The sequence below is a fragment of the Corynebacterium sp. NML120713 genome (assembly GCF_001875735.1).
GTDB classification, from domain to species: domain Bacteria; phylum Actinomycetota; class Actinomycetes; order Mycobacteriales; family Mycobacteriaceae; genus Corynebacterium; species Corynebacterium pseudogenitalium.
Window position 1 is genome coordinate 53,307 of the sequence record NZ_MLCR01000016.1, and the last position, 18,660, is coordinate 71,966.

At 62.3% G+C, this 18,660-nt stretch carries 13 protein-coding genes and 1 tRNA gene; 5 read left to right on the forward strand and 9 right to left on the reverse strand.

All coding sequences use genetic code 11. The annotated features are described in order from the left end of the window. Nucleotides 1–3: 3 nt before the first annotated feature. Nucleotides 4–1,530, reverse strand: a complete 1,527-nt coding sequence (locus BJP06_RS09025) for an adenylate/guanylate cyclase domain-containing protein (protein ID WP_070975175.1) — start codon at nt 1,528–1,530, stop codon at nt 4–6. A gap of 47 nt (nt 1,531–1,577) precedes the next feature. Here BJP06_RS09025 and BJP06_RS09030 point away from each other — a divergent pair, with 47 nt between their 5' ends. The 4 genes from BJP06_RS09030 to BJP06_RS09055 all read left to right on the forward strand — a co-directional run bounded on the left by BJP06_RS09030 (nt 1,578) and on the right by BJP06_RS09055 (nt 11,487). Continuing rightward, entirely contained in the window at nt 1,578–2,771 is a 1,194-nt protein-coding gene (locus BJP06_RS09030; protein ID WP_255365833.1) for a DNA polymerase III subunit delta', read from the forward strand. A 49-nt stretch (nt 2,772–2,820) separates the two neighbouring features. Beyond that, nucleotides 2,821–2,893: transfer RNA gene (locus tag BJP06_RS09035), tRNA-Thr, on the forward strand. A 608-nt stretch (nt 2,894–3,501) separates the two neighbouring features. After that, the gene (locus BJP06_RS09040) at nt 3,502–9,720 is read left to right on the forward strand and encodes a G5 domain-containing protein (protein WP_083433257.1); all 6,219 of its coding nucleotides are present in this window, start codon (nt 3,502–3,504) and stop codon (nt 9,718–9,720) included. A gap of 204 nt (nt 9,721–9,924) precedes the next feature. Then, the gene (locus tag BJP06_RS09055) at nt 9,925–11,487 is read left to right on the forward strand and encodes an alkaline phosphatase (RefSeq protein ID WP_083433258.1); all 1,563 of its coding nucleotides are present in this window, start codon (nt 9,925–9,927) and stop codon (nt 11,485–11,487) included. 14 nt (nt 11,488–11,501) lie between these two features. Here BJP06_RS09055 and BJP06_RS09060 read toward each other — a convergent pair whose 3' ends face one another. Both BJP06_RS09060 and BJP06_RS09065 read right to left on the reverse strand, forming a co-directional pair. Continuing rightward, nucleotides 11,502–12,161, reverse strand: a complete 660-nt coding sequence (locus tag BJP06_RS09060) for a hypothetical protein (RefSeq protein ID WP_070477328.1) — start codon at nt 12,159–12,161, stop codon at nt 11,502–11,504. Between the two features lie 297 nt (nt 12,162–12,458). Further along, complete coding sequence (locus BJP06_RS09065) at nt 12,459–14,006, reverse strand: AMP-binding protein (protein WP_070975179.1); 1,548 nt, start codon at nt 14,004–14,006, stop codon at nt 12,459–12,461. Between the two features lie 67 nt (nt 14,007–14,073). Here BJP06_RS09065 and BJP06_RS09070 point away from each other — a divergent pair, with 67 nt between their 5' ends. Then, nucleotides 14,074–14,886, forward strand: a complete 813-nt coding sequence (locus BJP06_RS09070) for a GDSL-type esterase/lipase family protein (protein WP_070363231.1) — start codon at nt 14,074–14,076, stop codon at nt 14,884–14,886. 7 nt (nt 14,887–14,893) lie between these two features. On the opposite strand, the gene BJP06_RS09075 is transcribed toward BJP06_RS09070, so the two are convergent. The 6 genes from BJP06_RS09075 to BJP06_RS09100 are packed head-to-tail and all read right to left on the reverse strand — an operon-like array spanning nt 14,894 to nt 18,656. Then, nucleotides 14,894–15,625, reverse strand: a complete 732-nt coding sequence (locus BJP06_RS09075) for a thioredoxin domain-containing protein (RefSeq protein WP_246814886.1) — start codon at nt 15,623–15,625, stop codon at nt 14,894–14,896. Continuing rightward, nucleotides 15,618–15,959, reverse strand: a complete 342-nt coding sequence (locus BJP06_RS09080) for a DUF2304 domain-containing protein (RefSeq protein WP_070477332.1) — start codon at nt 15,957–15,959, stop codon at nt 15,618–15,620. The genes BJP06_RS09075 and BJP06_RS09080 overlap by 8 nt, the downstream gene beginning before the upstream one ends. After that, nucleotides 15,956–16,639 (reverse strand): glycosyltransferase family 2 protein, encoded by a 684-nt coding sequence (locus BJP06_RS09085; RefSeq protein ID WP_070975203.1) that lies wholly within the window; start codon nt 16,637–16,639, stop codon nt 15,956–15,958. The genes BJP06_RS09080 and BJP06_RS09085 overlap by 4 nt, the downstream gene beginning before the upstream one ends. A 13-nt stretch (nt 16,640–16,652) precedes the next feature. Next, nucleotides 16,653–17,444 (reverse strand): glycosyltransferase, encoded by a 792-nt coding sequence (locus BJP06_RS09090; RefSeq protein WP_071573620.1) that lies wholly within the window; start codon nt 17,442–17,444, stop codon nt 16,653–16,655. An 11-nt stretch (nt 17,445–17,455) separates the two neighbouring features. Continuing rightward, nucleotides 17,456–18,304, reverse strand: a complete 849-nt coding sequence (gene rfbA / locus BJP06_RS09095; protein WP_070975181.1) for a glucose-1-phosphate thymidylyltransferase RfbA — start codon at nt 18,302–18,304, stop codon at nt 17,456–17,458. A gap of 4 nt (nt 18,305–18,308) precedes the next feature. Then, entirely contained in the window at nt 18,309–18,656 is a 348-nt protein-coding gene (locus tag BJP06_RS09100) for a hypothetical protein (protein WP_143110608.1), read from the reverse strand. Nucleotides 18,657–18,660: the final 4 nt, after the last annotated feature.

The window sequence follows — 18,660 nt, forward strand, 5'->3', positions numbered from 1 at the left end:
CGGCTAGTAGCGGTCCGCCAGAGTGGAGCGCACCGGGCGGGCCAGCTGCGTCATGCGGTTGCGCCCGCGCAGCTCCACGGACTTCATGAGCGTCCAGCGCTGCTGCTCGACCTCGTTGGCGGCGCGCAGGGTTGCGGCGTTGGTGAGCACGCAGCCCGGGGTGTCCTTGGCCAGCTCGGTGAGGCGGGCGGCGGCGTTGACGGCGTCGCCGATCACGGTGTATTCGAAGCGGTCGGAGCCGCCGATGTGGCCGGCGACCACGTGCCCGGAGGCCACCCCGATGCCTGCCTGCAGTTCCAGGCCCGCCAGTTCGCGGCGGAGTTCGCGGGCGGCCTGGAGGGCGTGGGAGGCGGCGTCGTGGATGGAGACGGGCGCACCGAACACGGCCAGCGCGGCGTCGCCCTGGAACTTGTTGATCACGCCCTTGTTGCGGTGCACCACCTCAACGACGATCTCGAAGAAGTTGTTCAGCGCGGCCACGACCTGCTCCGGGGTGTGGTTGACGGCGAAGGTGGTGGAGCCGATCACGTCGATGAATACGACGGCCACGCGGCGGTCCTCCCCGCCGAGCTCCGGCTTCTCCTCGAGCGCCTTCTGGGCGACCTCGGTGCCGACGTAGCGGCCGAAGATGTCTCGGACGCGCTGGCGCTCGTTGAGGCCGCGCATCATCTCGTTGAACCCGGCTTGTAGTACGCCGATTTCGGAGCCGTCGTAAATGTCGACCTGGGTGTTACGCTCCCCGCGGCGCACCTTATTGATGGCTTCCTGCAGCTCCTTGATGGGGTCCACCACGCTCATGATGGCGAACGCAGTGCCGATGAAGCCGGTGGCCAGTGCGGTGAGCGTCAGCGCGAGCACGGCAGGCATGAGCTCGCCGGGGCGGTTGTAGAAGAAGCCGTGGCGCTGCGCGAAGAACAGGGCGAGCACTCCGAACATTGGCACGGCGGAGGTGGTGAACCACGTCAGGTATAGGCGGTGCTTGATCGGCGGCTCCAGGGTGGAGTCCTCGAAGCGCCGCGCGAGTGCCGACGCCGCCACCGGCCGCACCAGGCGCTCTGCCTGCAGATATGTCATCACGGCAGTGACGAAGCACGCCAGCGACGTAGACCCTAAGGTCACGATTGCCAGCTGGTGGTCGATGCGCCAGGCGGCCACAGTGATGATCATGATGCCGATGGCCCACACCCCGACCACGATCACGGTCTGCAGCACCGGGATGCGCATGACCAGGTTGCGCACCATGTTTGGGTCGTGGTCATCGGGACTGAGCTGCCACTCCAGCACCGGCCGGAACAGGAAGAAGGTGACCACGATGCCCACGAAGATGGCAAAGCAGAAGTAGGCCGCGCCGAGGAAGCCGAGGCTTTCGTCGTGAATGTTGAGTTGCTGCACCTCCCGCATGGGGATGAGGAAGCGCACGAACAGCATGATCAGCACGGCGCCGAGCACGTTGGTTCCGAGCACAGTTGCGGCGTAGAGGGGCCACGAGGTGCCCCACAGCCATTTGAAACTGCGCCAGAATCGTTCCATGCTGTAACACTTTAGCGGGTTTTCGCCCTGCTGTACGCTTGGGGCTTGTGCCTACCGTGAGTCAATTACTTGCCGACGCCCCCTCCGTCCAGCAGGTCATCATGAACGCTGCCGCGGCCGCCCGGGGGATCGGCGATGCCCGCGCGATGACGCACTCCTGGCTGTTCACGGGGCCTCCCGGTTCGGGGCGTTCCAACGCGGCGCTCGCGTTCGCGGCTGCGCTGGTGTGCACGGACCCTGACGAGATCGGCTGCGGGCGCTGCAAAGGCTGCCGCGACGCGCTGTCCTCCCAGCACACCGACGTCATGCACGTGGTGCCCAAGGAACTCACGATTAAGGTGAAGGAGACCCGCGAGTACATCGCGCAGGCCGCCCGCATGCCGACGGTCGCCCCCTGGCGCGTCCTCATCATCGAGAACGCCGACCGCCTCGGCCAGGACGCCTCCGACGCGCTGCTGAAAACGGTGGAGGAGCCCCCAGCCCACACCGTGATTATCCTGTGCGCGCCGTCGACGGACCCGGAGGACTTCTCCCAGACGCTGCGCTCCCGCTGCCGGCACCTCTATATCCCCGCGCCCTCCGAGGACGAGGTGGTGCGCATCCTCATGCAGGAGGAAGGCGCCACGGAGTCTGACGCCCGCCTCGCCGCCGCCACCACCCTGCGACACGTGGGCCGGGCGCGACGAATGGTCAACGACAAGTCCGTGCAGATCCGCCGCGCCCAGGCGATCAACCTTGCCGAGCTGGTCTTCCACGGCGCCCAGGCCTTTCAGGCCGTGGCCTCCCTGGTAAAGGCCACGGAGAAAACTGCCGTCGAGGACTACGCCGAGGAGGACGCCGAGGAGCGCGCCAAACTCGAGCAGGCCCTCGGTGTCGGCGCGAAGGGCAGGGGAGCGGCGAAGGCGCTGCGCGGGGCGTCCGCCTCCGTCAAAGCGCTCGAGGCGAGCCAGAAAGCGCGCGGCACCCGCCGCAAGCGCGATGTCTTCGACCTCATCCTCGTGGACCTCGCCGGCATCTACCGTGATGCCCTCGCCGTCCAATCCGACGCTAAGGTCTCGCTGACCCACCCCGATTTCCAGCCACTCGCCGCCGAACTCGCCGAGAAGGTCCGCCCCGAAGGACTCGTGGCGTGCCTCGACGCCATCGCCCAGTGCCGACTGCGCCTCCAACAGCAAGTGAGCCCCGTCGTGGCGTTCAACGGGATGCTCGGCCACATCCGCCTCGCCTGCGAAGCCCGCTGACCTGGTAGTTTCGTGGATTCTTGGCGGTGCTGTAATATTGTGCAGCGTTGCCACCTTAGCTCAGTCGGCAGAGCGTCTCACTCGTAATGAGAAGGTCGCGAGTTCGATTCTCGCAGGTGGCTCAGGGAAAACCCCAGCTAGAACACGGTTTTAGCTGGGGTTTTGTTATGCGCGGGTGTCAAAGCCCATCGTCTCCCGTACCAGCGCGTTCGTTGGAATTATTTCAGATGACCACTTCGACGACTTGGTAAAACGTTACGAGAAAGCGCAGAAAGCCTGGGCCGGGACCAAAATAGTTCGCGGAACCGGGAACCTTTTGCAGTCGAACCGGTCAGCGACAGCGTGCCCTGCTACGAAACCTTAGCGTGACTTATATTCATAGGTATAGGGCACATTTAGCGTGCTTTCTGGTGTGTGGTAGGTCTCGCCCATGTATCGCCGCCCTCTTTGCTCACTCCCTGTTTCCACCACTGCAGATGCCAGTCTGGCGAGAAAAATAAACGCACCCCCGCCCGTACGGAAAATGCGAATACGCGGGGTGTTTTTCTGGTTTCATGGACGTTCGCGGTGGGGGTGCTGTGAATTCTATATCGACATCCGTTATACCTATTCACTAGAATAGATAGCTATCTACTGCTGGAAATACCATGTCAGTGGCACTTTTACACCAGATTCAGGAAGCTGGTTGTTTTTATCAGTTTCTTCTGAAGCAATTATGAGGAGTAAATTAATGGCCGAATCATCTCGGTGTTTACGTAAGTCAACGTCTACTGGCATCGCGGCGACATCCGCGATCGCGCTCGCACTCGGAGGCTTGAGCGTCGTCGCCCCTGGCCCGCTGGCGCCGCACGCTGTGGCCGCCACCATGTCCGGCGGTATCCGCGAGAAGTCCGGCGCGGTGGAGAAGGACGCCCAGAAGGCCTCCGACCTGCCGGCCGGCTCGTGTGTTATCGAAAGTGTCGAGCCGGATGGCAGTCAGGCTGGTTTCAGCTGGAACACCCTGGAACCAAGCGGGAGCAGCCCCTCGAAAACCCGGTGGGGCTTGAGTGTCTCCTTCGATAACTCGAAGGACCGCACGTTCGCTGATTGGAGCTTTACCAATTCAGGGCTGTTGGGGGCAGTTCTCGATACTGGACAGGTTCCCTCTATGGGAGCCGGTCAGACCTTTCTTGGTAACAATGTCACTGACAAGGCTGACGAAAACCTCGCTATTACCGCTTCTAGGCAACAACGAAACCTGAACCTCACTGCGAAATTGACCGACGCGAAAGTCAAGCAGTTCGCTGAGGCCACTGCCGCGAACCCGGTACGTTATGCGTGGCAGAGTAACTACACGAAGGACAATCCTAATGGCCCCAAGGCCACCCAGGGTTCAAGTGCAACTTTCACGGCTGTCGTAAACCCCTGGCCGAGCGAGAACATCGAATGTAACCCGATCACGGTGTCGTGGGAGGATTTCGGACAGCACGTCATCGTCCCTGGTGATGAAACCAAGGTCGGTAAGATTAACATTCCGGATGTGGCCAACGGTGGCACGGATGACTCCATGGGCCGCATGGTCGTGGAGGCCTACGACGGCAACGGCAAGTTCATCGGCACCACGGACCCAGCGTCGTCCGGTGGTAAGCAGCTCCTGCGTATCGACGAAGCGACCGGAGAGATCTACTTCACCTGGCCTGAGTACCGTGGAACCGACCTGGCAACTGACAAGAACGTGAATTTCTCCGTTCTGGCAAAGCCGCGTAGCGTGGACCAGCTCCAGGCCGCTGGTGAGAACAACAATGAGTTTGGCACCACTCAAGTCTTCGACAGCTCCAATTCGCTGACCCGTTACAACAAGGCGAACGTCATCGACTCCAAGGCCTTCTCCTTGGATGACACGGAGTACCACTCTCCGAAGTACGACAAAACGGATGCTTCGATCATCTCCGGCGTTGATAGCGCGACCGGTCCGCTGGCTACCGAGCCGCAGAAGGTCACCTTCACCCAGACCCCTGACCTGATTAAGGACCTGGCGAAGAAGAAGGGTGAAAAGGGGTACGAGGCCAAGGTCGAGCTTGACGAGAAGTACATTTTCGACGGCTGGACCGTCGAGATGGACGACGACTACAACGTCACCGTCACCGCTCCGGAGAACCCGAAGCCGGGTAGCTTTGCGCAGCCAAAAATCACTGTCGAGTACTCGAACGGCTCCACAGACGTACTCCAACTCATGGTGGTCGTTGACCCGAACAACACCCAGGTCACCGACCTGGTACGCCCAGGCCTGACCAAGGGCAAAATCGGTGAGGATCTTACCGCTCAGGTGGGCACCAAGTCCATCATGAAGGGCCACAAGCCAGTCCACCCGGCCAAGTTTGAGATCGACCAATCCACTGTTCCTGAGGGCTGGACTGTTACCGTCGATGAGACAGGCAAGGTCACCGCAAAGGCGGATGACTCTGTTGCACCGGGGACCGTCATCACCCCGAAGGTCAAAGCGACCTACCCAGACCAGACCACGGATGAGATCGAGACTCAGTTCCAGGCGATCGTGGACATCAAGATCCCGACCTACGACACGGTGACAGGTCAGCCAAATGCGAGCGTCAGCCTTACTCCTGAGATCCCAGAGCGCGGCCTGAGCGGTAACACGAACGACGAGGCCCCGACGCGCTACACCTTCGAGGACGGCACCAACCAGACCACCCTGACCAGCAAGGATGGCAAGACCTGGACCGTCTACGTTGACGAGAAGACTGGCGAGATCACGACCACGATTCCGAAGGGTGCGCAGGAAGGCGACATCCTGAACGTTCCGGTTAAGGCTCATTACAGCGATGAAGGCAAGCAGAAACCGCAGACGGTTGTCGGCACTGTCGTCGTCATCAAGGGAGACCTTGAGGCGAACTACAACGTTCAGGTCACTGCTCCGGGCCAGGAAGTGAAGCACCAGGTTGCGGACACGCCGGACGGCTCCAAGTTCTCCTTCGGAACCAAGAATGGCAAGCCGGTTCTTTCTCAGGAAGTCAACGGCTGGAAGTACACGGTCGACCCGAAGACCGGTGAAGTTTCCTCCACCCCGCCGGCGGATGCCAAGCCAGGCGACAAGAACACCGTCACGGTAACGGTTAACGCCCCGGGTGGTTTGACGACTCAGACACCGGTTACCACCGTGGTGACGCTGACCAACAACTGGGAGTCTGAGCCGGTTGTTCCGTCGCAGACGGTCTACCCGGGTGGTACGGCGACCTCGCCGATTGGCGTCGAGAAGCCTGCAGAGATCAACCTTCATCCGGACAAGCCGTTCACGATTGATCCGAAGGGCCTCGAGGCCACAGGTGAGAACAACGAGTTCGGTAACCCGACGTACAAGGTGAAGACGGCAAATGGCGACTGGATCGTCGGCCTGGATGACAAGGGCAACGTCATCTCCACAGCTCCGGAGACCGCGAAGCCGGGTGACAAGATCGATGTTCCGATCATCGTGACCTACGAGGACGGCTCGAAGGACAACACCACTGCGACGGTCAACGTCATCGACGTTCCGGAGCGTGAGGAACCGTTCAAGGTCGAGTACAAGTATGACGACTCCATCCCTGCTGGCGAGTACAAGGTTGAAACCAAGGGCGAGCCAGGCGCAGCGAAGATGCACAAGGACGGTACTTGGGAGCAGACCAAGGCACCGGTCAACGAGGTTGTCCTCATCGGCACCAAGCCTGCCGAGAGCGCCAAGGACGTCAAGTGGACGTTCCCGATTCCGTACCCGACCGAGGTTCGCGAGAACCCGGAGCTCAAGCCTGGTGAGATGAATGTTGTCCAGGAAGGCGAGAAGGGCGAAAAGACCTACACCGCTAAGTTCACCTCCAAGGGCGCTAAGGCACAGGTTGCTGAGGATGAAACCACCAAGGAACCGGTCACTCGCATCATCGAGGTTGGCCCGGGCATCCCTGATCAGGAACTGACCAGCAAGAAGACTCAAGAGGTCCCGTTCGAGATCGAGTACGTCTACGACGACACCCTCGAGTCCGGCAAGCAGGTTGTCGACGAAGAGGGTGTCCCGGGTGAGCAGACGATTACCTCCACCCAGAAGATCAAGGACGGCAAGCCGGACGGCGAGCCGAGCATCAACATCGAGCAGACGAAGGCCCCGAAGAAGGCCAAGATCCGCATCGGTACCAAGACCACCGGTGAGAACACCGAGACTTACAAGGCTGAGGCTCCGTACAAGGTCGTCGTTAAGTACGACCCGAACATGCCTGCCGGTGAGTCCAAGGTGACCACCAAGGGTGAACCAGGCGAGAAGACGGTGACGATCAAGCGTGACATCACCAACTCCAAGCCGGGCGATCCGCAGATCACTGAGGAGATCACCAAGAAGCCTGTTGACGAGGTCATCACCGTCGGCACCAAGCCGTCCGAGACCTCCGAAAAGGTCACCTGGACTGCTCAGGTTCCGTTCGACGTTGAGACCCGTCCGAACCCGGAGTTGAAGCCGGGTGAGATCAAGGTCGTCCAGAAGGGCGCGCCAGGCGAAAAGACCTACACCGCTGACTTCTCTGCCAAGGGTGAACAGGCAACTGTGACCCCTGAGGAGAAGCAGACCAAGGATCCGGTTAGCCAGATCATCGAGTACGGTCCTGCGGCCGAGGACACCTCTGTGGTGACCAAGACCGAGAAACCGGTTCCGTTCGAGACCGAGATTGTCTTCGACAACACCCTTAAGGAGGGTGAGCAGGTCGTCGATGAGCAGGGCGAACTGGGCACCGAGGTGGTTACCTCGACTCAGAAGATCAAGGACGGTAAGCCGGACGGCGAGCCGACCGTGACCACTGAGCAGACCAAGGCGCCGAAGAACGCCAAGATCCGCGTTGGCACTAAGACCACCGGTTCTACTACCGAGACCGTGGAGTCTCCAGTTCCATTCGGTGTGAAGATCGAGTTCGATCCGAACCTGCCTGCTGGCACCTCTGAGACGGTCACTGAAGGTAAGCCGGGTAAGAAGAAGGTGACGATCGAACGCGACATCACCAACTCCAAGCCAGGTGACCCGAAGGTTTCCGAGGAGATCACCGAAAAGCCGGTTGACCAGGTGATCAAGGTCGGCACCAAGCCAGCCGAAGCGCCTGAGGTCACCAAGAAGGTCACCTGGAAGGCGCCGCTTCCGTTCGACGTTGAGACCCGTCCGAACTTGGCGCTGAAGCCGGGCGAGATCAAGGTCGTCCAGAAGGGCAAGCCGGGTGAGACAACCTACACGGCTGACTTCACCGCAAAGGGCGACCAGGCTTCCGTGAAGCCTGAAGAGAAGCAGACCAAGGATCCGGTCAAGGAGATCATCGAGTACGGTCCGGGTCTCAAGGACGGAGATCTGATCAACCGGGTGAAGAAGCCGGTTCCGTTCGAGACCGAGGTCATCCTCGACGACACCCTTGAGTACGGCACGCAAAAGGTTGACCAGCAGGGCGAGCTTGGTGAAGATGTTGAGACCTCCACCCAGAAGATCGTCGATGGTAAGCCTTCCGGGGATCCAAAGGTCACCACTGAGCGCACCAAGGAGCCGGTCAAGCAGATCATCCGCGTTGGTACGAAGAAGACGCCGACTGATCCGGAACCGTCGATTGAAGCAAAGGAAGTCAAGCTTCCGTTCACCACGAAGATCATCTACGACGAGACGCTTGAACCAGGCGAGGAAGTCGAGGATCAGAAGGGTGAAGACGGCAAGGTTGAGGTGACCGTCGAAAAGGGTCAGCCTTCCGTGAAGACGACCAAGGAGCCGGTCCAGCGCATCGTCCGTGTTGGCACCAAGCCGCCGGCTGGTCAGGAGTGGAAGGAGCGGATCCCGTTCGAGGTGAAGGTCAAGTTCGACCCGACCATTGAGGCCGGAAAGCACAAGGTTGAGCAGGAAGGCAAGCCTGGCCTGGTTCACCACAAGTCTGACGGCACCGAAGAAACGCTCGTAGAGAAGCAAGATCACGTCATCCTCATCGGCACCAAGAAGCCGGCCGACCCGACTGACCCGGAGAACCCGGATCAGCCTGAGCAGCCGACGCCTGGTGGCGAGCTAGACATCAAGGTCCGCTACACCACCCGGATTGTCTACGACCCGAGCCTGAAGCCAGGCGAGGAAGTCGAAGACGTTGCGGGTAAGGACGGCCGCTACACCATCAAGGTTGTCGACGGCAGCCCCGTCGCCGAGATGGTGGAGAAGCCAGTTGAGCGCGTTGTTCGCGTTGGCACCAAGCCACCGGCGGGCACCAGCTGGACTGAGGAGGTCGCCTACGACTACGAGGTCGTTGAGGACCCGAACCTCGAATCGGGCAAGCACGAGGTTGTGCAGCCGGGTAAGCCTGGTCAGCGCATCCATAAGGAAGACGGCAGTGTCGTCGAGGTTGCTCCGCAGAAGCTGATCATCAAGGTCGGCACGAAGAAGAACCCGACTGACCCGAGCGAGCCTTCGAATCCGAACGAGCCTTCGACTCCTGCAGAGCCAGGCGCCAACGCCTCGTCCGAGAAGGCGAAGCGCTGCGCTGCGAACGCGTTCGCGGTCAACAGTCCGCTGCTGTGGCTGCTGCCAATCGGTCTGCTTGCTGGTATCGGCTACGGCGTGAACGAAGCGTTCGGCCCGCAGCTGCAGCAGGCTGGTGCTGAGCTGAACGCCCGCTTCCAGGAGTCCATGCCAAAGCATGACTGGGGCCACGGTCAGCAGGGTCGTCGCCACGAAGACCCGGAGTGGGTCCGTGAGTTGCGTGCGAAGGCAGACGCCGTGAACCGTCAGTTCGCTGGCTACGGCGAGCAGCTGCGCCCGCTGGGTATCGCGCTTGGCGCGATTGCCGCGGTCAGCATGCTGGGTGTTCTGATCGCCCAGGCCTGTGAGGAGGACGGCTTCAATAACGGCCTGACCATCCTCGGCTCGTCGAAGGGCGACACGCCTGCCGACAACGCCAAGCCTGGTTCTTCTGAGCAGAAGTAAACCGCGCAGAGCCGAATGAAAGGCGCCACCCACACCGGGTGGCGCCTTTTGGCGTTCCGCGCACTTGGAGGGTTTGCTCAGCGTTCACCCAAAATTGCGCCAACCATAACCGGAATGTCTCCGGAAACTCACATTGCTTTCGCAGAATCGATACGTCGCCAACCCGGCGAGCAACATCAAACACTGATTCTGTGAAGGATTCTCATGGCTTTTACCAACCCACGTGTCGCCGCTGCAGCAACGTCCGCAGTGGTGGCGCTCGCTGTCGTCGCAACGCCTGCAGACGCCGCTGAACCAAAGGCACCGAAGAACATCATCTACATGGTCGGCGACGGCATGGGCTACAACCATGTCGCCGCAGCCAACCTCTGGCAGACCGGCCAGTCCAAGTGGATGCTCAACGGTGACAACAGCATCAACAGCATCTCCAACGTCGACGGCAAACCAGTCCAAGCCTTCGAGCAGGAGGACAAGGGCTGGAAGCACACCTCCATGACCACCTTCCAGTACGGCAACGAGTACGACGAAATCAAGGCGTGGAGCGACCGCGACTGGATCAACAAGAACTTCACCGACTCCGCCGCAGCCGCCACCGCCATGGGCACCGGCGTCAAGACGGACAACGGCAAGATCGGCGTCGACCACAAGGGTGAGAAACTGGAGAACACCTCCCAGCGCGCCGTGAAGCAGGGCAAGGCCGCCGGCGTCGTGTCCTCCGTGCCGTTCAACCACGCCACCCCGGCAGGCTGGGGCGGCCACAACGAGAACCGCAGCAACTACACCCAGCTCGCCGACGAAATGCTCGGGCCCGACAGCCCACTGTCCGTCATCATGGGCGCCGGCCACCCGCTCTACGACGACAACGCCCAAAAAACCGGCAAGTTCAACCCCAAGTACATCACCGAGGAGACCTATAACAAGGTCGCCAACGGCGAAACCGACTGGAGCCTCGTCACCGACCAGGCGGACTTCGAGTCCCTCGCCAAGGCAGCCAACAAGGACGCCAAGAAGATCTTCGGTCTCGCACCCGTGGCCAACACGCTGCAGCAGGGCCGCGACGGTTCCGATGGCGAAGACAAGGCAAACGTCGGCCCGTACCTGACCGAGTTCAACAAGGGCGTGCCAACCCTGGCCACCATGTCGCTCGGCGCCCTGAACACCCTCAACCAGGACGAAGACGGCTTCCACCTCATGATTGAAGGCGGCGCCATCGACTGGACCGGCCACGCCAACACCATCGGCCGCTCCATCGAGGAGACCATCGACTTCTTTGACGCGGTAGAGGCCGTCGAAAAGTGGGTCGAGGAGAACTCCTCCTGGGAGGACACCCTGCTCATCGTCACCGCCGACCACGAAACCGGCTACCTCGCAGGCCCGCAGGACCCATCCAAGTACAGCGAGCTCAGCGGCGAAAAGGGTGCCAAGCCGGAGCACACCTACAACTCCGACAACCACACCAACCAGCTCGTCGGCTTCTGGTACAAGGGCGCAGGCTCCGACGACATCTACGAAGAGTCCACGAAGCACACGGATAAGATCCGCGGCTCCTACATCGACAACACCACCGTCGCCCGCCTCACCCTGGACAAGTGGTGGAACGGCGAAAAGCCAGCAGACAACAAGAAGCCTGCCGACGGCTCCTCCGCCGACTCCCCGTGGCTCATCGCCATCCTGTCCATCCTCGGAGTCGCCGGTCTGCTGGCTGTGATCGCACAGGCAGCACCATCCCTGGTGGACAACCTGCGCACGCAGCTGCCTAAGTTCTAGCAGCTACTACCTGTCTACATAGGAAGCATCGGCAACTTCACGCCGAGCTTCGGCAACGCGGCAATCAGGCCAATGATCGCGAGCACCGCCGCGATCACGCCACCAACAATCGCCGCCACGTTCAGCTCTGGCTCCGCCGTCGGGTACGCAACATCCGCCTGAGCGCCTTTCGCGCAGGCAGCGGCCGCGGCGGAGTCGGCGTCGTCAAGCATTGCCTGCTTCTCGGCGACCTTCCCAGCTGGCGTGGCGGCCCACGCCTTATACAGCGCCTCATCACTCTTCTCGACGCCAAACGGCACCTCAGCGCGCTTCATCTCCGGACCGACCTGGCGCTTGGCCGGGTCGATGCCCTCGAGCGTGCGTTCCTTCGTCGGCTTCGTCTCCTTCACCGTCTTCTGTGCCTCGGCGTACTTCTCGGCGAGCTTGGTTGGGCGCTTCGTGGCGTCCGGGTAAGCAGTATCCACGGCGGCCACGAAGTCGCGTGCCTGCTCATGCAGCCCAATCGCCTTCGACGCTTCGAACCAGGAGACAACGAAGCGCTGCTCGTCGGCAGAGAGCTGCACAGTGCACATGCCGTCCTTGTCCTTCACGTTCACCGTCGCGGCGTGGGCGGGTGCGGCAATGGTGCCGAGCGCGATCGCGGTGGCAGCAGCGCAGGTAACGATACGTTTCATGGTGTCCTCCTTGAGGTCGAGTGGGTGTACTGGGCGTACGTGTTTAGTTTCCGACACCGCATGTTGCGACAGCGTTAACGTGGGAATTCGGGGGTAGGTGGGGGTGGTTTGCGGCTGGTCTCCGGGCGGTTCTCGCTCCGGTCGAGGTGTTCAAGGAGTGCAACGCAGGTCGCCCATTTTCGCGTCGCCTGGCTGATTTTCGGCGACTAGCATCGCACGCTTCTAAGACCTCGACCGGAACGTTTTGGTGCGTCTCATGTGAGGCTGCTACGTGCTAACCCGCGCGCCGAATGCCCGCTACAACTCCCGCGGCACCACTTTGCCGGTGGCGTTGCGGGGGAGCGCGTCGACGAAGTGGACGTCGCGCGGAACGGAATGCTCGGCGAGGTGGTCGCGGACCCAGCCCTGGACGCTGGCAGCCGTCAGCGCCTGGCCGTCTGGATCGTCAGCGCGGACGATCCAGGTGGCGACGCGTTTGAACGTGTCGGGGTCGTCGACGCTGCCGACGTAGAGGTCGTCGATACCTGGCATGCGCTCGAGGACTGCTGCGACGGATTGGGGGTGGACGTTTTCGCCGCCGACGATGATCATGTCGTCGCTGCGGGACACGACGTGCAGGAGGCCCTGGTTGTCGAAGTACCCGAGGTCGCCCATTTCGATGAGGCCGTCGATAGTGACTATGGGCGTGTCGGGGTTGGTGTAGCCGCGCAGGGCGGTTTCGTTGTTGAGGAAGATGCGCCCGACGGTGCCGGTGGGGACTTCGCGGCCTGCGTCGTCGTAGATGCGCAGGGTGGTGCCGGGTGGGACGCGGCCGACGCAGGTCGGGTCATTGGCGACGGTGGTGGCGTCGGCGGCTGCGGCGAGGGCGAGTTCGGTGGAGCCGTAAATGTTGGCGACGATGGGGCCAAAACGGTCGATGAGTCGCTCGGCGAGCAGTGGGGTCAGGGCGTTGCCGGCGGTGCCGATGAAGCGCAGCCGCGAGGTGTCGTAGTCCTCCTCGAGGTCAAGCATGTGTTTGAGGAAGATAGGGGAGGAGATGAGGCCGTCACAACGGAAGTGCTCGAGTTGGCGGAAGGCGTTGGCAGGGTCGAAGACACGCTGCGTAACGATGGTGCCGCCGACCCCGAGTGTGATGTTGAGCGCGGACCAGCCCCAGGTGTGGAACATGGAGGCAGTCATCTGCACGGTGTCGCCGGCGCGAAACGGGATGGCTTCGAGGTAGCCGGCGGCGACGATGGGGAGGGCGGGCTCGGCGCGCAGGATGCCTTTGGGGATGCCGGAGGTGCCCGAGCTCATGAGCACGATGTCGCCGTGCTTCGGGAACAGCGGCAGCGCGGCGTCGCCGCCACCCATACTTATCGACGCCAACTTCGCCTCGTCAACTACCACCATGGCGGTGCCCATGTCTGGGATGCGGGGCAGGAACTCGTCGTCGGTGAAGAGGACGTTGATGTCGTTTTCCTCGATACACCCGCGGAGCTGTTCGGTGGAGGAGCCGACGTTGAGGAGGAAGATGGAGCCGCCGGTGTAGCCTTTGGCGCCCAGCGGCAGGATGATGCCGCGTCCGTTGCGGGCGATGACGCCGATGCGCGGCTGATCGGTGACGCTGAGGACCCAGCTGGCGACGTTGCGCGCTTGGGTGCGGAGGTCGCGGTAGGTGAGGAGGCCGGCGTCGTCGATAAGGGCGGTGCGCTCGGGGGCGGCGAGGTAGCCCTGTTCGATGGCGCGGGCGGTGGTGAAATGGAAGCGGAGCAGATTTGGTATAACCCCTAGCGCTGCTTTCGGGCTGTTGCCGAGGCTGATCATTCCGGCGCGGTGGGTGGCCCTGAGAAAGCGGAGAAACATTGCTCTATTCTATGACATCTGGCAAAGTAGGCGTAGTTCTTGTTGTAGATGTGAAAGAAGTGCACTTGTGTTTCGTAAGTTGACGGCGGCGATCGTCGCGACCGCGCTGGCCATTGTGCCAGCGCAGGCCACCGCGCAGCCGCGTAACATGGTGGTTTTCGGCGATTCAGTCATTGCCGACCCAACAGTCCACGACTGGGCGGCAGGAAAAATCGGCGCCACGCCACAAGGCTCCTCGGATGCGAAGGTCTGGTGCCCAACCGGTGCGAGGAATTGGGGCAAGCAGGCGGCTGCGCGCCTCGGGTTGCGGGCAATGGACTACTCCTGTGCCGGCACCGTTTCAACTCGCGTTGGCCCCTATTTCTCCCTGCAGGTTGACCGCGCGTTGCGCGACCGCGCCCTGAACCCGGCAACGGCCCGCGTCATCATCTCGACCGGCTTCAATGACACCTATTCGACCGGCGGCCGGTCCCCGGAGCAGGTGCGTCGCGCCTTCGTCGACGCGATGGTGCCGCAGGTGAACCGTATCCGGGCGGCGGCGCCGAACGCGCGCATCCAGATTGTCGGCTACCCGAAGATCACGCAGGGCGACCGCGTGTGCCTGTTTCAGCTGGGCAACAACATGCACGACGCCACCCCGATGCCCTTCGTGCAAGCGTGGGAGGACACCGCGCAGTGGATGCAGGTGGACCTGGCGCGCGCAGCGGGTGTCGAATTTTTGGACCTGAAGCCGTCCACGTGGAACAACAACATGTGTGCCCCGGACCACATCCGGATGTGGGCCGGGCTGGTCGATTTCGGCCCTTCGCCACGCAACATGCCGCTGCACGTGAACCAGCGCGGCCACGCCCACGTCGCGGACGTCATCGCGCATTCCTAGAAACTAGCTACTTGGCCAGCGCGTCCTCGATGGCCTGCTCGAAGGCCTCGTAAGGCTGCGCGCCGATGATTTCCTGGCCATTGACCAGGAAGGACGGGGTGGAGTTAAAGCCTGCACGCTGCGCTAGGTTGTTGGCGTCCTGCAGGGCGGCGTCGTACTTGTCGCTGGCGGCGTCGGCCTTGAACTTCTCCATGTCCGGCATGCCTGCGGCTTCAGCGAAGCGGACGAAGTCCTCCATGTCGAAGTCGGGGTGGCCTTTGGCCTTGATGGCCTCTGCCATGTAGGCGTCCTGGTACTCGAAGAATTTGCCTTGGTCGGCGGCAGCGCGGCCGGCGCGGGCTGCTTCGACGGCGGCCTGGCCGTTAACTACGAAGTCGTTGAACTCGATGCGCACCTTGCCCTCATCGACGTAGTTCTTGATGATCTGCGGCATGATCTCAACGTTGGCCTTGATGCAGAATGGGCAGTCCCAGTCGGAGAACTCGGAGAGGACGACGGGGGCGTCGACATCGCCGAGGGCCATTGGGTCGTTGGCGTCGCGGCGCTCGATCTCGGCGGCGGCCTCGTTCATAGTCGGTTCGGCGGCAGGCTCTTCGGCGGCCTGAGACGGTGCAGTCTGGGCGGTCTCCGTGGCGGGTGTCGCGGAGTTTGCGCCGATGACGTAGCCACCCACCCCGGTGCCGACCGCCAATACTGCCGTAAATGCCCACATCAGTGGTGGGATCTTGGTATCACTCATGGTGCTCCTTTGGTTGTTCTGCGTTTTGTAATGCTACCGCCCGCGCCAAACGAGCGTAGCGCAGCTCCTGCTCACGGAACCGGGTCCAGGTCGAGATGGTGGTGAAGAAGAACGCGATGATCAGCACGTACAGCATCAGGTCCGTGCCGCGGGCAACACCCAACCAGTTGGCAAGGATGGTGACGTCGTCGGGGCGCAGGATCGCCCAGATGGCGGCGATGAACATCGCGCCGAAGCCGATCTTCACCCACGCTTTCGCGTTCGCCTTTCGGCGGTTAGCAAAAAAGTAGAGCGCTAACAGGACGGTGGCGCAGATCAGCGCGAATTGGATCATGGGAGCCTCCCTGCCACGATGTTGTCGGCCAGGATGTTGACCCCGTTGATCAGCGACTGGCCCTTGCTCATCGAGTACTCGGTGTACAGGATCTCCACTGGTTCCTCGGCGACGCGCCACTTGCGCTGGTCGATCAGGGCGACGATCTCGGATGCGTGCGACATCCCGTTCATCCGCAGGTTCATCTCGTTGGCCACTTTGAGGTTGAAGGCGCGTAGGCCGTTGTGGGCGTCGCTCAGCCCGAGGCGACGAGTGCGCGGCGAGAGCATCACCACCGTGCGCAGCACCACGCGCTTGATCCATGGCACCTGCGAGGTGTCTTGGCCGGCGAAGCGGGTGCCCACCACGATGTCGAGCGGCTCCGTGCGCAGGCGTTGCACCATGCGCAGCACGTCCTTGACTTGGTGCTGACCGTCGGCGTCGAAGGTGACAAAGTACTTCGCACCCGGCTGGGCCCGCGCGTACTCCACCCCGGTCTGGATCGCAGCGCCTTGGCCCAGGTTCACCGGGTGATTGACCAAGTGGGCCCCGGCGGCGCGGATGGCGTCGGCCGAATTGTCGCGGGAGCCGTCGTTGACGGCCACGATGTTCGGGAACGTAGCCCGCGCATGCTCAATAACCTGCTGGATAACGGGGCCCTCGTTATAGCAGGGGATGATGAGCCAAGTGTCGTCATTCATGTTGACGCAGATGTTACCCGCCGCGGTGGAAAAGCCGCGCATAAACGCGCTTCAGCAGAGGCTTCGGCAGCAGGCGGTAGAGGGTGCGCACCGCGACGTTCACCATCGCGCGCGTGCGCCCGATCAGCCCGTAGCGCACCAGCCGGATCTGCATGTCTACCTCGGAGGTGAACATGTCGCTGCCGGTGCGGCGGTCGAACTGCTCGTCGGTGACGCGGAAGTACGTGAGCGGCTCCTGCATGTTGTAGAGCCTGTAGCCCTCGGCGATCAGCCGCGCGAACAGGTCGTAGTCCTCCATGAGGTGCACGTCCTGGTAGCCGCCCACAGCTTTGACGTCCGCGGTGCGGTACATCACGGAAGGGTGGTTCATGGGGGAGTTCATCTTGGCGTAGTGCGCGGGGTGCTCGGGCAGGCGCCGGATGCCGCCGGTGCGCTCCCCGTCGAATTCCTGCACCGCGGTGCCCACCACCGACACCTCGGGGTGCTGCTGCAAAAACTCGAGTTGTCGCTCGATGCGCTGGGGGAACGCCTTGTCGTCGGAGTCGAGCTGCGCCACGAACTCGCTGTCGATCGTCTCCAGTGCCGCCTGCAGCGCGGGGCCAGCACCGCGGTTTTCGGCACAGCGCACCACGCGCGCCCCATACTTCTCGACGACCCCCTCGACCCCATCCGCCACCGGCCCATCAAACACGACCACGACCTCGTCCGCGGGGCGGGTCTGCTCAGCGAGGGACTGTAGCGCCTCGGCGAGCTGGTCAGGAACGGTGCCGTGGTAGGCAGACAGGAGCGCTGTAACGGTGGACATGGATACCGATACTAGTTGCGTGCGGCGTCGAGAAGAAATGTGCCGTAGCCGGACTTCACCATCGACTCACCCAGGCTGACCAGCCTGTCCACAGAGATGAACCCCTGCTCGTAGGCGGCGACCTCCGGCGAGCCAATCACCAGCCCGGTGCGCTTCTGCAGCACCTCCACGTAGGCGGAGGCCTCCGCCATCGAGTCGATCGTGCCGGTGTCCAGCCACACGTCACCCCTGTTCAGGCGGTGGACCCGCAGCTGGTTCGCCTTCAGGTACGCCTCGTTCACGCTGGTGATTTCCAGCTCACCGCGGGCACTCGGGGTGATCGTCTTCGCGATGTCCACGACCTGATTGTCGTAAAAGTACAGCCCGACGACGGCGAAGTTGGACTTCGGGTGCTCCGGTTTCTCCTCAATCGAGGTGGCCACGCCATTCGCGTCGAAGTCCACCACGCCGTAGCGGTGCGGGTCGGAGACCTCGTAGGCGAAGATGGTGCCGCCGGTGCCGTCATGGCTTAAGTCCAGGGCGCCGTCGAAAATGTTGTCACCCAGCACGAGGGCCACCGAGTCATCCCCGATGAAGTCCTCGGCGATCAGGAACGCCTGGGCAAGCCCGTCAGGGGAGGGCTGGATGCCGTAGTGGAGCATGATGCCCCAGTCGGAGCCGTCGCCGAGGAGGCGCCGGAACGCGGGCGCGTCCTCCGGCGTGGTGATCACCATGATCTCCCGGATACCAGCGCTGATCAGCGTGGTCAGTGGGTAATAGATCATGGGCTTGTCATAAATCGGCATCAACTGCTTCGAAATACCCTTCGTAATCGGGTAGAGCCGGGTGCCGGACCCGCCGGCCAGAATGATGCCCTTCATCGACTTAGCGCTTCGGCAGGATCTTATCCAGCGGCAGCTTCTCGATCACAGCCAGCACCGTGGTCAGAATGCCCATGATGAACAGGACGAGCGCCGGGGTGGACACGTTCGACGTGTCGCCCGCGGACAGCGCCATCGCCGGGTCCGTCGGAGCGGTGTTCGTCGTGGTCGTTGGTGCAACCGTCGGGGTGACCGTCGCCGTCACCGTCGGGGTGACGGTGACCGTGGTGGTTGCTGGGGTCGAAGGAGCAGACGGGGTCGAAGTAGTAGAAGTCTGGGTGGAAGCGAACGCCGGGGTTGCCACCACCAGTGCCCCCGCCACCGCGAGAGCTGCAAGAGAAGTGCGATTCATGCAG